Origin of the sequence: Streptomyces sp. KR55 (assembly GCF_052245645.1) — a bacterium.
Lineage (GTDB): Bacteria > Actinomycetota > Actinomycetes > Streptomycetales > Streptomycetaceae > Streptomyces > Streptomyces flavusporus.
Window position 1 is genome coordinate 1 of record NZ_JBQQCE010000275.1, and the last position, 12,865, is coordinate 12,865.

The window sequence follows — 12,865 nt, forward strand, 5'->3', positions numbered from 1 at the left end:
AGGATTTCCGTTCGCACCCCGAAGCGCTCACGCGGACACGCGGGTCACGGCAACGACCGCTCGCACTCACTCCCGCTCACCAGAACACGCTTGAGCACACTTCAACGGCCGCAGTTCCACACCCCGCCGGCTGAGCCACCGGATGTCCCGGACGAACCTACGGGAGGCGGCCGACGCCGCCGAACTCGATCCACTCGTGGGTGAGCTGACGGGGCACCACCTCGGAGTCGGGGCGCCAGGTGGACACCTCCACCAGGCCCGGTTCGAGGATCTCCAGGCCCTCGAACAACTCCGCGACGTCCTTCTCCTGCCGCACCCGGCCCCAGTGTCCCTGCGTCGCCTTGTCCATGAAGTCGGTGACGAACGCACGCACCTCGGGGTCCTCGCTTACCAGCTGGCACATCACCAGGTAGCTGCCCGGTACGAGCCGCTCGGCGACCCGGCGGGCCACCGCCTTCGGGCCGTCGGTCTCGCTGTCGGGAATGCAGTGGAAGACCGAGTTGAACAGCACGGCGACCGGCTGCGAGAAGTCGATCAGGCGCTGCGTGTCGGGGTGGGAGAAGATCGCGTCGGTGTCCCGCATGTCGGCGTGGATGACGCAGGTGCGTTCGTCCTGCTCCAGGAGGGCCCGGCCGTGCACCAGCACCATGGGGTCGTTGTCGACATAGACGACGTGCGCGGTGGGGTCGTGGCGCTGCGCGACCTGGTGCACGTTGTCCTGGGTGGGCAGGCCGGAGCCGTGGTCGAGGAACTGCCGGATGCCGTACTCCGCGGCGAGCGTGCGGACGACGCGCTGGAGGAAACGGCGGTTGTTCACCGCGAGCCGGCGCGTGCTGGGCACGACCTTGTCGAGTTCCTCGCAGGCCGCGCGGTCCGCGGCGTAGTTGTCCTTGCCGCCGAGGTAGTGGTCGTACATGCGCGCGGCCGTCGGCACGTTGGCGTCGATCTCCGTGGACAGCGGCTTGTCGGTGTGCATCGATCCCCCTGCTTCGTGCCGAGCGCCAACTCGACTGGCCTGACAGGGAATACATCCTAGGGAGTGCGTGACTCCCCGTGCCAGTCCATGCGCGAATCGTCGGGGGAAGAAGGGCCGGTGTTCACGGTGCGGGCCCGGCATGGGGCTGCCCGGCCCGCACCGGAGGGAGCTCAGGCGGCGTCCAGCTCCGCCAGTTCCCCGGCGGTGAGTACGAGGTCGGGTGCGGCGGCGGAGTCGCGGATCGTCTCCGGCCGGCTGGCCCCGGGAATGGGGACGACCACCGGCGACTTGGCGAGCATCCAGGCCAGGCAGACGCGCTGTGGGCTCACCCCGTGGGCGTCGGCGATCCTCGCGAACGGGGCGTGGGCCGAGCCGAGTTCGCCGGCCCGGGAGATACCGCCGAGCGGGCTCCAGGGCAGGAAGGCGATGCCGAGCTCGTCGCACAGACGCAGCTCCGGCTCACTGGAGCGGAAGGCGGGCGAGAACTGGTTCTGCACGGAGGCCAGTCGGCCGCCCAGGATGTCGTTGGCCAGCCTGATCTGGTCCGGGTTCGCGTTGGAGATGCCCGCCATACGGATCTTGCCCTCGTCCAGCAGGTCGCGGATCGCGCCGACGGACTCCTCGTAGGGCACGCGGGGGTCGGGGCGGTGGAACTGGTAGAGGCCGATCGCCTCGACACCGAGCCGGTGCAGCGACTCCTCGCAGGCCGCCTTGAGGTGAGCAGGGCTGCCGTCCAGCGTCCAACTGCCGTCGCCGGGGCGCAGATGGCCGCCCTTGGTGGCGACCAGGACGTCCTTGCCCCCGTCGTGGGTGGCGAGGGCCTTGGCGATCAGGGTCTCGTTGTGACCCACCTCGTCGGCGTCCCGGTGGTAGGCGTCGGCGGTGTCGATCAGCGTCACGCCGGCGTCCAGGGCGGCGTGGACGGTGGCGAGGGAGCGTTCCTCGTCCGGCCGGCCCTCGATCGACATGGGCATGGCGCCCAGGCCGATCGCACTGACTTCGACGTCACCGATGCGGCGAGTGTGCATGGGTTCGTGACCTCTTTCGGCTGTCGCGCAGAACCGATGGAGTCCGTACGGCCGGGGGGCGGCCGTACGGGAGATGTCCCAGCGTGGCTGGGCGTACGGCCGGCGGTCCAATAGAGGAAAGCGAACGGATTCAGTGGCCGGAGTGCTGAATGAGGGGAGCCGTGGCGGCTCGGGTCGGCCCGTGCGCACCCCTTGGCGGGGCCGCCCGTCGAGCTGGGCGGCGATCAGCAGCCGCCCCCTCGTGCCGCAGCCGGCGGTGATCCGCGGCCTGGGTGCCTCTTCGAGCCCGTTCGATGGCTTGCCTGGTGTCCGTGTCCGCCGTTCGTGTGACACGCTCGCACCCGGCCGGTCTCGTGGCGCCGGTCGTCGCAAGGTTCGGCAGCGTTGGAGAGGCGACCCGTATGCGTATCGGACTGCTCGGCACCGGCCCGTGGGCGCAGATGGTGCATGCCCCCGCCCTGGGCGCGCACGACGGACTGGACTTCGTCGGCGTGTGGGGGCGCCGTCCGGCGGCGGCGAAGGAACTGGCCGACCGTCATTCCACCCGGGCCTACGACGACGTCGACGCCCTGCTCGCGGAGGTGGACGCCGTCGCCGTGGCGCTGCCGCCGGCGGTACAGGCGGAGCTCGCGGCGCGTGCCGCCCGGGCGGGATGCCATCTGCTGCTGGACAAGCCCGTCGCCGCGACGGTCGACGACGGCCGTGCCGTGGTCGAGGCGGCACGCGGGGCCGATGTAGCCTCGGTCGTGTTCTTCACCACGCGCTTCCAGTCCGCCCCCGAGGCCTGGATCACCGAACAGGCCGGACGGGACGGCTGGTTCGTGGCGCGGGCACAGTGGCTGGGCGCGCTGTTCTCCGGGGACAACCCGTTCGCGGCCTCGCCGTGGCGGCGGGAGAAGGGTGCCCTGTGGGACGTCGGTCCGCATGCCCTGTCCGTGCTGCTGCCGGTCCTCGGAGACGTGACCGGCGTGGCGGCCGCGGCACGCGGTCCCGAGGACACCGTTCACGCGGTCCTCGAGCACGCCACCGGCGCGTCCAGCACCCTGACCCTCAGCCTCACCGCTCCGCCCGCGGCGGCGGGGGCCACCGTGGAACTGCGCGGCACGGCGGGGGTGACGGCCCTTCCGGCGGGCTCCGAGGGGGCGCTTCCCGCGTTCGCCCGCGCGGCCGACGCCCTCCTCACCGCCGCCGACTCCGGCCGGCCGCACCCCTGCGACGCGGCGTTCGGGCTGCGGGTCACCGAGATCCTCGCCTCGGTCGAGGAATCGCTCGGCACCGAGTGACAGTGGGGGCGCCGGCACAGCTCGGCGTGCGGCGTGCGACCCGGCGTAGCAGCGTGGTGGTGTGGAGAAGGCGTCCGTCCTGTCACCTCTGCGGCACCGGGACCGGCAGAGCTGGCTGAGGGGCGCGCCACCGCCACGCTGGGTGCGGGTGCTGCCGGTCGCGCTGATCGTGGGCGTGGGCGTGGCCACGGGTCTCAGCGACGATGCCCTCGACGTCGGCTTCCTGCTGGGCGCCATCCCGCCGCTGGCCGTTCTGTCGTACGGACCGCTGGGGACCGCCGTCCTCGGCGCACTGACGATCACGCTGCTGCACATTCCGGCCCTCCAGCTGAACCGGCCCGGCGACACCGACCTGTGGACCATCGTCTTCGTCTCCGCGATGAGCGTGTTCGTGGCCTTCGTCCGCAGTCACCGCGACGCCCAGCTCGACATCGAACGCACCACCGCAGAGGCCGCACAGCGGGCGCTGATGCCGCCGCTGCCCGAGGGGGTCGGCCCGGTGCGCTGCTGGGGCCTGTACCGGGCGGCGCAGCGCGGGACGCTGGTCGGCGGTGACTTCTACGACGTGCGCGACGGCCCGTACGGGGTGCGCGCCGTACTGGGCGACGTCCAGGGGCATGGTCTGGCGGCCGTGGGCACGGTCGCCTCCCTGCTGGGCGCCTTCCGGGAAGCGGTGCTCGATCAGCCGGATCTGGAGGCGGTCGCCGGCCGCCTCGACCGACGGCTGCGGGTGGACTCGGCGAGCGCCCGGCACGCCGAGCTATTCGCGACCGCCCTGCTGCTCGAGTTCTCCCGCGACGCGCGTTCGGTGCGGATCGTGACGTGCGGTCATCCGCCCCCGGTGCTGCTGCGGGCAAGAACGGCCACGGACATCGGGGTCGAGCCGGCGATGCCGCTCGGTCTCGGCCTTGCCGACGGCACCCCGCAAGGCGCGCTCTCCGTCTTCCTGGAGCCCGGCGACACACTGGTCCTGGCCTCCGACGGGGTCCTCGAGGCCCGTGACCGGACCGGCGCCTTCTACCCGCTGACCGAGCGGCTGACCGTCCTGGCCGAGCACGACCCCGCCACCCTGACGGACCGGGTGTGGGCGGACCTGCTGCGGCACAGCCGCGTCATACGCGACGACGTCACGATGCTCGTGCTCGCTCCTCGGACGCCGCCGACCCTCTGACCTCGGCATCACCCGCTCCGGATGCAGTGTGCGCTCCGACGTTGAATGGTGTTAGTGAACCCGATGACCGCACCGGGTTCGCGGCACAACCCCGGACCGGAGGAGCAGAGATCATGTCGACGCCACAGCCCGACGCGTCCAAGCCGGTCACGGACCGCGTCACCCCGGATGCCCTGCTCCACACCCGCACCGGCACGGACGTGTCGCCGGAGGACGTGGTGCTTGCCTCGGGCAAGGACATCACGCCGAAGAACCTGGAATGGGCCCGGCGCAAGCTGGACCGGGAGGGACCGGCGGCCATCGACAAGCTCCTGCCCTAGAGTCTTCCGGGGGGCATCGGGCGCGTTCCCGGTGAGGCGTGCGCGCCGACTCGGGTGCGCCTTCGGGCAGTTGACCGTAACGCCGGTTGACCGTTCACCCTATCGAAGAGAGTGTCCGGCCTGTCAGACTCCGGAGGGTGCCCGACTACGACATGCTCGTCCTCGGATCCGGCCCGGGTGGCCAGAAGGCCGCCATCGCCGCGGCCAAGCTGGGCCGCCGGGTCGCCGTCGTCGACCGCCCCGACATGGTCGGCGGGGTCTCCATCCACACCGGCACCATTCCCTCCAAGACGCTGCGCGAGGCAGTGCTCTATCTGACCGGCCTCACCCAGCGCGACCTCTACGGACAGAGCTACCGCCTGAAGGAGGACATCACCGTCGCGGACCTCACCGCACGCACCCAGCACGTGGTCGGCCGCGAGGTCGACGTCGTCCGCAGCCAGCTGTCCCGCAACCACGTCGCCGTGTTCGCCGGCACCGGCCGCTTCGTCGACCCGCACACCGTGGTGCTGCGCGAGGTCACCGGCCATGAGCGGCTGATCGGCGCCGAGCACATCGTGATCGCCACCGGCACCCGGCCCGCCCGGCCTGGCAGCGTCGAGTTCGACGGGCGGACGATCATGGACTCGGACAATGTCCTCGCCCTCGAACGGGTCCCGCGCTCCATGGTCATCGTCGGCGCCGGCGTGATCGGCATGGAGTACGCCTCGATGTTCGCCGCGCTCGGCAGCAAGGTGACGGTGGTCGAGAAGCGGGCCGGGATGCTCGACATGTGCGACGTGGAGGTCGTCGAGTCGCTGAAGTACCACCTGCGGGACCTCGCGGTGACGTTCCGGTTCGGAGAGACCGTCGCCGCCGTCGAGCGTCATCCCCGGGGCGCCCTCACCGTGCTGGAGAGCGGCAAGAAGATCCCGGCCGACGCGGTGCTGTACTCCGCGGGCCGGCAGGGTCTGACCGACGACCTCGACCTCGGCAAGGCCGGCCTGTCGGCGGACGCGCGCGGCCGGATCACGGTCGACGAGCACTACCGCACCCAGGTGCCGCACATCTACGCCGTGGGTGATGTCATCGGCTATCCGGCACTGGCCGCCACGTCGATGGAGCAGGGGCGGGCGGCGGCATACCACGCCTGCGGGGAGCCCGTGGGCCGGATGCACAACCTCCAGCCGATCGGCATCTACACCATCCCGGAGATCAGCTTCGTGGGGCGGACGGAGGATCAGCTCACCGAGGACCGGGTGCCGTTCGAGGTCGGGATCTCCCGCTACCGGGAGCTGGCCAGAGGGCAGATCGTCGGGGACTCGCACGGAATGCTGAAGCTGCTGGTCTCCCCCGAGGACCGCACGCTGCTGGGTGTGCACTGCTTCGGCTCCGGGGCGACCGAGCTGATCCACATCGGTCAGTCCGTGATGGGGTGCGGCGGCACGGTCGACTATCTGGTCAATGCAGTATTCAACTATCCGACGCTCGCGGAGTCCTACAAGGTGGCCGCCCTGGACGCCACCAACAAGCTCCGGCAGATCGACCGGATCGCGGACTGAGGGGACACCGGTCAGGTGGTGTCGTCGTCGACGACGTGCACGGCGGCTTCCTCGGCGCCCGCGGCGCCGGCGTCGACGCCCCTGTCGTCGGCGACCGCTTCCTTCGTGGTGTCGGGGCGCATGCCCTCGTCCGGGGCGACCAGGCGGCCGGCGCGTTCGGTGCCGGCATCCGGGTCGACCGGTTCGCCTTCTCCGCCCGGGAGGTCGCCGATGTCGTCCCCGGCGGGTTCGTCCACGTCGGGCCGTTCCTGGGCGAGCCGTTGGTCGAGGCTCTCGCCGGCGTGCTGTTCCGCGGCCGTGGTGCCGTGCCGGGTGACGCCGAGCGGCTTCTCCGGCGGCGAGTAGCCCTCGTCCAGGGTGTCGTCGTAGGTCCGCTCGTCGACGGCGTCCTGCAGGTCGAGGGGTGCGGCGTCCTCCTGCTCCTCGTTGGTTCCGGTGGGCTGGTACACGTCGTCCGCCATCGGTTCGGGCTCAGTCCCTTCCGTCCCCATGGCTGCCTCCCTGTCACACTGCGATCGGTCCGTCCCCCTCCGCGTTTCCCGCCCCGCTGCCCTGACACGTTCCGTTCCCACGCACCCGCCCAGGAGGCATCCCCGTGACACCGTCCGCACCCCAGCGACGTCTGGCCCTGCTCGGCGGGGGCTTCTCCACCGACGAGGAGGGGCTGCTGGACGACTGGGTGCTCGGCCATGCACGCACCTCGCGGCCCAAGGTCTGCTTCGTGCCCACCGCGAGCGGAGACGCGCCCGCCTACGTCGAGCAGTTCCTCACCGCCTTCCGGTCACGCGCATGCGAGCCCTCCGTCCTCACGCTGTTCCGACGGGAACACGACGCCGACGCGCTGCGCACGTTCCTGCTCGCGCAGGACGTCGTGTACGTCGGCGGCGGCAACACCGCGAACCTGCTGGCGGTCTGGCGCACGCACGGCGTGGACCGGCTGCTGGGCGAGGCGTACGACCGCGGGACCCTGCTGTGCGGAATCAGCGCCGGCGCCAACTGCTGGGCCGAGGCCTCCCACACCGACTCCTTCGGCCCGCTGGGCGTCCTGCACGACGGCCTGGGGCTGCTGCCGGGCTCGGTCTGCCCGCACTACGACGGCGAACCGGGCCGCCGCCCCTCGTACCGGGAGGCAGTGGCGTCCGGCGCGCTGCCCGCGGGGTGGGCGGTGGACGACGGTGTGGGGGCGCTCTTCACGGAAGGCCTGCTCACGGAGACGGTCACGCGTGCCCGGGCCGCCCGTCTCCATCGGGTGGAGCCGGATGGACGGAGCGGAGCCGTGGAACGTGCCCTCGACGGTCACCTGCTGGAAGTCCGCACGAAGTGACCGCCCGCCTCCCGCCCGGCCCTACAGTGCGGGGCATGGACATGAAGTGCTCGCAGTGCACAGCGGTCGGCCTGGAAGCCGGTTTCATCGAGGACGCCGGCGACCACTCCAACGGATACGCACGGTGGATACCCGGCCCCCTGCAACGCGGGATCTTCGGCGGCGCCAAGCGCTTCGGCCGGCCCCGCTACCAGATCGACGCCTACCGCTGCCCCGGGTGCGGGCACTTGGAACTCTTCGCACCCCACGAGGTATGACCCGTGCCGTCACGGCGCCGCGGTCGGCCCGTCCGGTCGGCTGTGGCGCTGTTCGACCATCTCGCGGCTGAGTTCCTCCGTCTCCGCGGCGGGCATGCGCTCGAAACCGTCCTCGGTGATGACGGACACGATGGGGAAGATGCGGCGGCTGATGTCCGGGCCGCCGGTCGCGGAGTCGTCGTCGGCCGCGTCGTAGAGCGCCTGGAGCGCGGCCAGGGCGGCCTCGCGCCGGGACATGCCCGGGTGGAACAGTTTCTTCAACGCGCCTCGCGCGTACGGCGAACCGGAGCCCTCGGCGTGGAAGTCCCGCTTCTCGTACGCGCCGCCGGCGACGTCGAAGCTGAAGATGCGGCCCCGTTCGCCCTCGGCGGCCCTGACGTCGTAACCGGCCATGAGGGGGACGACGGCGAGACCCTGCATGGCCTGGCCGAGGTTCTGCCGGATCATCCCGGCGAGCCGGGTCGCCTTCGCGCTGAGGGTCATCGGAATGCCCTCGATCTTCTCGAAGTGGGTCAGCTCGACCTGATAGAGCTTCACCATGTCCAGCGCGAGCCCGACGGTGCCCGCGAAGGCCACCGCGGTGTAGTCGTCCGCGGGGTGCACCTTCTCCAGGTCACGCTGGGCGATGACGTTGCCCATGGTGGCCCTGCGGTCCCCGGCGACCATCACCCCGTCGCGGTAGGCGAGCGCCAGGACGGTGGTGCCGTGCGGGAACTGCTCCGGTGCCGCCCGGACGCCGTCGGGGAAGGGCGGGCGAGTGGGCAGCAGCGCCGGGCGGTGCGCCGCAAGGAACTCGGTGAAGGAGGAGCTGCCGGGAGTGAGGAACTCCTCCCCCAGACGTCCGCCGCTCTCGTGTCCTGCCATGCCACTTCCCCCTCGTCCATGGGTCGACAACCGGACTCCTACCTGCAGCGGGCGGACGGGAAACGCCGTCGCGGTCACAGCGCCTTGCGCCGGACGAGTACCGCCAGCACCAGCAGGCCCGGGATCAGCGGCAGCCACACGGTCAGCAGCCGGTAGCCGAGGACCGCGGACGCCGCCGCCGCGCCCGGCGCTCCGGCGGCCGTGAGGGTAAGGGCGAGGACCGCGTCGAGGGAGCCGAGGCCGCCCGGGGTGGGCAGCAGGGCGGCGGCGCTGCTGGCGGCCAGGTACACGAGGGCCACCCGGGCGGGGTGCAGGGACAGGTCGACGGCCTGGGCGACGGCGATCAGAGCGACGGTGTGCAGCGCGGCGAAGGCCAGCGAGCCACCCCACAGGGCGGCCGCCCGCTGCGGCAGGGCATGCACGGCCCGGACGTCCGCCGACACCGTCGCCAGGAGCTTTCTGCACCGGGGCCAGAGTCGGCCCGCCGGCAGCGCCGCGAGGCAGACGGCGGCGAGTACCCCTGCCACGCACACGCCGGAAACGTGCGGCAGCCGCAGCAACCCCGGGCAGGCCAGGGCGAGTACGGCGATCAGGGCGCCGCGCACCAGCCCACCCGCCGCGGCCTTGACCGCGAGCGCGGTCAGCGATCGGGCTGCCGGAAGGCCGCAGCGCATCAGGAAGCGCAGGTTCACCGCCCCCGCGCCGAGGCCCGCAGGCAGCACGTGGTTGGCCGCCGAGGCGGCGAACTGGGCGGCGACCAGCCGCCCCGCGGGCAGCGGCTGGGGCACAGCGCCCTGCTGCGCGAGCGCCGAGCACAGCCAGGTCGCGGCCACCGCCGTCGCGCCCACCAGCAGCCAGCCGGGGTCGGCGACGGCGAGCCGGCCGACGCCGGTCTCCAGCACGGGCCAGTGCCGCCGGACGAGGAGGCCGACGGCCACCAGGACGGCGAGGGTGAGGAGGGTCTGCCATAAGGCCCGTCGGCGGGTGAGGGGGATGGCGTACTGCTCGGGCGTCATACGGCCGGGCCCCCGCACGGCGCCGGCGCTACGTGCACCCGCAGCCCCTCGGCCCCGTGGACGGTCCAGGAAGGGGCGTACTTCGGCGGGGAGCCGTCCGGCGTGGTGAGGACGGCGACCGGGGTCCGGCGTGCGGTGCGCAGAATGTCCGCCTCGGTGGTGTTGGCGTTGTGGCCGCGGACGACGAACTGCACGACCAGATGTCCGGCAAGCCCGACCGTGACCAGCGCCACGGCCGCCGGGGCGCTGGGTGAACCCGGACGCAGCGCGCCGGCCCGGGTGACGCACACACTGTCGGCCATCGTCCTGGCCCCCTCCCCACGGCTCACAGGGTTGCTGACGCCCTCCTGCAGTCCGCGGACGCAAGGGCGGAAATCAGGGAAAACATGCAAAAACTAACCCACGCGGACGGGATGCGCAGCGCTGCATACGGCCACACGCTGGGTCAGCGGGCGTTCGGTTTGCTCCCCAGTTCGGCGAGATCCTTCACCACGATGTCCGCGCCGTGCGTGTACAGCGCGTCGGCCTGTCCGGCGCGGTCGACGCCGACGACGTACCCGAATCCGCCCGCCCGGCCCGCGTCCATGCCGGCCAGCGCGTCCTCGAAGACGGCCGCCCGCCCGGCCTCGACGCCGAGGTCGTGGGCGGCGGCCAGGAAGGTGTCCGGCCGCGGCTTCCCCGGCAGCTTGCGCTCGGCGGCGACCACGCCGTCGATCCGTACGTCGAACAGGCCCTCGGCGTCGATCGCACGCAGTACGGCACGGCAGTTGGCGCTGGACGAGACGATCGCGGTGCGTAGGCCCTGGGCGCGGGCCGCCTCGATGTAGCGCAGGGTGCTGTCGTAGGCCTCGACGCCGCCGGTACGGATCTTCTCCAGGAGGAGGTCGTTCTTACGGTTGCCGACGCCGTGCACCGTCGGGGCGTCCGGCGGGTCGTCCGGGTGGCCCTCGGGCAGGTGGATGCCGCGGGAGGCGAGGAAGGTGCGGACGCCGTCCGCGCGGGGACGTCCGTCGACGTACTCGTCGTAGTCGGCGACGGCGTCGAACGGCCGGAAACGCTCGCCCTCGCGGTCGCGCAGGAAGGCGTCGAACGTCTCCTTCCAGGCGACCGCGTGCACGACGGCCGTCCTGGTGACGACCCCGTCGAGATCGAACAGGCAGGCCAGGATTGCTTCGGGAAGACCCAGCTCCGTCATACCGGAAGGGGTTCCCCGCGCGGGGGGATCAGTCGTGCGGGAACGAGTGATGCTCGTGCGCGACCTGCCAGCGGCCGTCCTCCTTGCGCAGGCCGAGGGTGAGCCGCAGGCGCAGGGTGGGCCGTTCGGCGAGTTCCTGGGGCATGCCGCAGCGCAGCAGGGCATACGCGTAGGCGACGTCGGTGCCCGCGGTGACGTCCAGGGAGTCGATCTCGAAGGAGGCGCCCTGGGCCTGCCACTCGAAGAACGGCGGCCAGCTGGCGCGGTACGCGGCGAGCCCGTGGATGCCCTCATGGGGCGGGGGCACATCGAACATGACAATGTCTTCGGTGTGGTCGGCGAGGACCGCGTCGAGGTCGCCGCGGTGGACGGCGTCGGCCCACCCGGTGATGAGGGTACGGATCTGCTGTTCGTCGTCGGTCATGATCCTTCGGCTCCTTTCTCCTCACTCTGGTCCGACTCCCCGCGGTCCCGGAAATCATCGCCGCACACCCGGATGACACACTCTGCTGTGTGCCGGTGACCTTCGATGACCTCCTGGCCCGTGCCCGGGCCCTCGCAGCGCACGGCCGGCGGGCCGTTCTCGGCATCGCCGGCAGCCCCGGCGCGGGCAAGACGACCCTCGCCGAGCGCCTGGTGCGGGACCTGAACGGCACCGGCCGGCCATGGGTCGCCCACGTCCCCATGGACGGCTTCCACCTGGCCGACGCCGAACTGGACCGGCTCGGCCGCCGGGACCGCAAGGGCGCGCCCGACACCTTCGACGCCGCCGGGTACGCCGCGCTGCTGCGGCGCCTGCACGACGAGGCCGACGACGGCATCGTGTACGCGCCCGGTTTCGAACGTGTCCTGGAACAGCCGATCGCGGGGGCGATCCCGGTGCCGCCGACCGCCCGGCTGATCGTGACCGAGGGCAACTACCTGCTGCTGGACACGGGGGCGTGGGCGCGCGTGCGACCCCAGCTCGATGAGGTGTGGTTCTGCGAACTGGCCGAGCCCGAGCGGATCCGCCGTCTGATCGCCCGGCACGAGGAGTTCGGCAAGGGCCCCGAACAGGCCCGGGCGTGGGTACTGGGCCCGGACCAGCGCAATGCCGACCTGGTGGCGAGGACGCGGGACCGGGCGGACCTGGTCGTGCCCAGCGCCTGACCTGCCCGGCAGTCTTCGGCGACCGGAAACCGGTCGGGCGTGTGGGCCGGTCACCGGGTCCCGGCAGGCCGCCCACCGGGCGCGGGCCGAGCCGGTGCCGGGCGGCCGGCCTCCAGCACCAGCTCCGGTTCCCCGTGGGCGTCGCCCGCCGCGTCGCCGATCAGGGCGGTGAAGGCCTCGGTGCGGACGGTCAGACCGTGTGGCCCCGCCTCGAAGGACGGCGTGAACGGGGCGCCCGGAGTGCCGCCGTGGCGGACGGCGAAGACATGCAGGTCCTCCGGGGCGCCCGGGGCCGGGCCCGCCTCCAGAGCGGTGGAGGCCAGAAGGTGGCGCCAGCCCACGTCCGGGTTGCCGAAGCCGCGCGGGTCGGCGGCCAGCGCGAAGGCCGCCTGCTCCTGGGTGACCTCCGCGCGGGCGTCGAAGTGCTGTGCGTCCTGCGTCGCAGGGTGGGTCAGCCGCAGGGTCCCGGCACTGGCCACGTCGGCGGCCTGCGCGGTTCTGCGCACGCGCTCGCCGTCGTCCGCGGCGTAGGGCAGGCCGGCGAGCAGATACGGCGTCCCCTCCAGCCGCTCGACGGCGACCGTCGTCCACAGGCGCGTTCCGTCGGTGACGTACAGGGACCGCACGTGGCGCAGGACGTGGTCGCGGTCGACGACCGGCTTGGTGACCAGCTTGGCGGTCAGCTCGCCGGTGCTCACGTCGCGGACGCGGACCGCGCCGAACGGGCGGCACAGCAGAAAG

At 72.3% G+C, this 12,865-nt stretch carries 15 protein-coding genes and 1 pseudogene; 7 read left to right on the top strand and 9 right to left on the bottom strand.

From position 1 onward, the window contains the following. Positions 1 to 157 precede the first annotated feature (157 nt). Positions 158 to 976 carry an SAM-dependent methyltransferase gene (locus ACTWQJ_RS32350; RefSeq protein WP_443310067.1) on the bottom strand — a complete coding sequence of 273 codons (819 nt, stop codon included), beginning with the start codon at positions 974 to 976 and terminating at the stop codon, positions 158 to 160. 170 nt (positions 977 to 1,146) lie between these two features. Beyond that, positions 1,147 to 2,004 carry an aldo/keto reductase gene (locus ACTWQJ_RS32355; RefSeq protein ID WP_443310068.1) on the bottom strand — a complete coding sequence of 286 codons (858 nt, stop codon included), beginning with the start codon at positions 2,002 to 2,004 and terminating at the stop codon, positions 1,147 to 1,149. A 401-nt stretch (positions 2,005 to 2,405) separates the two neighbouring features. Between ACTWQJ_RS32355 and ACTWQJ_RS32360 the strand changes: the two genes are divergently transcribed. The 4 genes from ACTWQJ_RS32360 to sthA all read left to right on the top strand — a co-directional run bounded on the left by ACTWQJ_RS32360 (position 2,406) and on the right by sthA (position 6,319). Then, positions 2,406 to 3,287 carry a Gfo/Idh/MocA family protein gene (locus tag ACTWQJ_RS32360; protein ID WP_443310069.1) on the top strand — a complete coding sequence of 294 codons (882 nt, stop codon included), beginning with the start codon at positions 2,406 to 2,408 and terminating at the stop codon, positions 3,285 to 3,287. Between the two features lie 61 nt (positions 3,288 to 3,348). After that, positions 3,349 to 4,458 carry a PP2C family protein-serine/threonine phosphatase gene (locus tag ACTWQJ_RS32365; protein WP_443310070.1) on the top strand — a complete coding sequence of 370 codons (1,110 nt, stop codon included), beginning with the start codon at positions 3,349 to 3,351 and terminating at the stop codon, positions 4,456 to 4,458. A gap of 113 nt (positions 4,459 to 4,571) precedes the next feature. Then, the gene (locus tag ACTWQJ_RS32370) at positions 4,572 to 4,778 is read left to right on the top strand and encodes a hypothetical protein (protein ID WP_443310071.1); all 207 of its coding nucleotides are present in this window, start codon (positions 4,572 to 4,574) and stop codon (positions 4,776 to 4,778) included. Positions 4,779 to 4,915: 137 nt separating this feature from the next. After that, positions 4,916 to 6,319 carry a Si-specific NAD(P)(+) transhydrogenase gene (sthA, locus tag ACTWQJ_RS32375; RefSeq protein ID WP_443310072.1) on the top strand — a complete coding sequence of 468 codons (1,404 nt, stop codon included), beginning with the start codon at positions 4,916 to 4,918 and terminating at the stop codon, positions 6,317 to 6,319. Between the two features lie 11 nt (positions 6,320 to 6,330). Here the strand turns inward: sthA and ACTWQJ_RS32380 are convergent, their stop codons facing one another. Further along, the gene (locus ACTWQJ_RS32380; protein ID WP_443310073.1) at positions 6,331 to 6,810 is read right to left on the bottom strand and encodes a DUF5709 domain-containing protein; all 480 of its coding nucleotides are present in this window, start codon (positions 6,808 to 6,810) and stop codon (positions 6,331 to 6,333) included. A gap of 104 nt (positions 6,811 to 6,914) precedes the next feature. Between ACTWQJ_RS32380 and ACTWQJ_RS32385 the strand changes: the two genes are divergently transcribed. Together ACTWQJ_RS32385 and ACTWQJ_RS32390 are read left to right on the top strand one after the other, a co-directional pair. Beyond that, positions 6,915 to 7,643: a Type 1 glutamine amidotransferase-like domain-containing protein gene (locus ACTWQJ_RS32385; RefSeq protein WP_443310074.1), complete on the top strand. Its 729-nt coding sequence runs from the start codon at positions 6,915 to 6,917 to the stop codon at positions 7,641 to 7,643. A 41-nt stretch (positions 7,644 to 7,684) separates the two neighbouring features. After that, entirely contained in the window at positions 7,685 to 7,900 is a 216-nt protein-coding gene (locus tag ACTWQJ_RS32390) for a hypothetical protein (protein ID WP_443310081.1), read from the top strand. A gap of 9 nt (positions 7,901 to 7,909) precedes the next feature. On the opposite strand, the gene prcB is transcribed toward ACTWQJ_RS32390, so the two are convergent. The 5 genes from prcB to ACTWQJ_RS32415 all read right to left on the bottom strand — a co-directional run bounded on the left by prcB (position 7,910) and on the right by ACTWQJ_RS32415 (position 11,399). After that, positions 7,910 to 8,764, bottom strand: coding sequence for a proteasome subunit beta (prcB, locus tag ACTWQJ_RS32395; protein WP_443310075.1), 855 nt, complete (start codon positions 8,762 to 8,764; stop codon positions 7,910 to 7,912). 74 nt (positions 8,765 to 8,838) lie between these two features. After that, positions 8,839 to 9,780, bottom strand: coding sequence for a lysylphosphatidylglycerol synthase transmembrane domain-containing protein (locus ACTWQJ_RS32400; RefSeq protein WP_443310076.1), 942 nt, complete (start codon positions 9,778 to 9,780; stop codon positions 8,839 to 8,841). Next, positions 9,777 to 10,082 carry a hypothetical protein gene (locus ACTWQJ_RS32405; protein WP_443310077.1) on the bottom strand — a complete coding sequence of 102 codons (306 nt, stop codon included), beginning with the start codon at positions 10,080 to 10,082 and terminating at the stop codon, positions 9,777 to 9,779. Before ACTWQJ_RS32405 ends, ACTWQJ_RS32400 begins: the two co-directional genes overlap by 4 nt. Before the next feature lie 143 nt (positions 10,083 to 10,225). Beyond that, a complete protein-coding gene (locus tag ACTWQJ_RS32410) occupies positions 10,226 to 10,975 on the bottom strand; it encodes an HAD family hydrolase (protein WP_443310078.1) in 750 nt (249 codons plus the stop codon). A gap of 28 nt (positions 10,976 to 11,003) precedes the next feature. Beyond that, positions 11,004 to 11,399, bottom strand: a complete 396-nt coding sequence (locus ACTWQJ_RS32415; RefSeq protein ID WP_443310079.1) for a YybH family protein — start codon at positions 11,397 to 11,399, stop codon at positions 11,004 to 11,006. Positions 11,400 to 11,488: 89 nt separating this feature from the next. On the opposite strand from ACTWQJ_RS32415, the gene ACTWQJ_RS32420 reads away from it, so the two are divergent. After that, positions 11,489 to 12,124: a nucleoside/nucleotide kinase family protein gene (locus ACTWQJ_RS32420; protein ID WP_443310080.1), complete on the top strand. Its 636-nt coding sequence runs from the start codon at positions 11,489 to 11,491 to the stop codon at positions 12,122 to 12,124. A 50-nt stretch (positions 12,125 to 12,174) separates the two neighbouring features. Here the strand turns inward: ACTWQJ_RS32420 and ACTWQJ_RS32425 are convergent. Further along, positions 12,175 to 12,865 (bottom strand): annotated as a pseudogene (locus ACTWQJ_RS32425) (hypothetical protein); the annotation flags it as partial.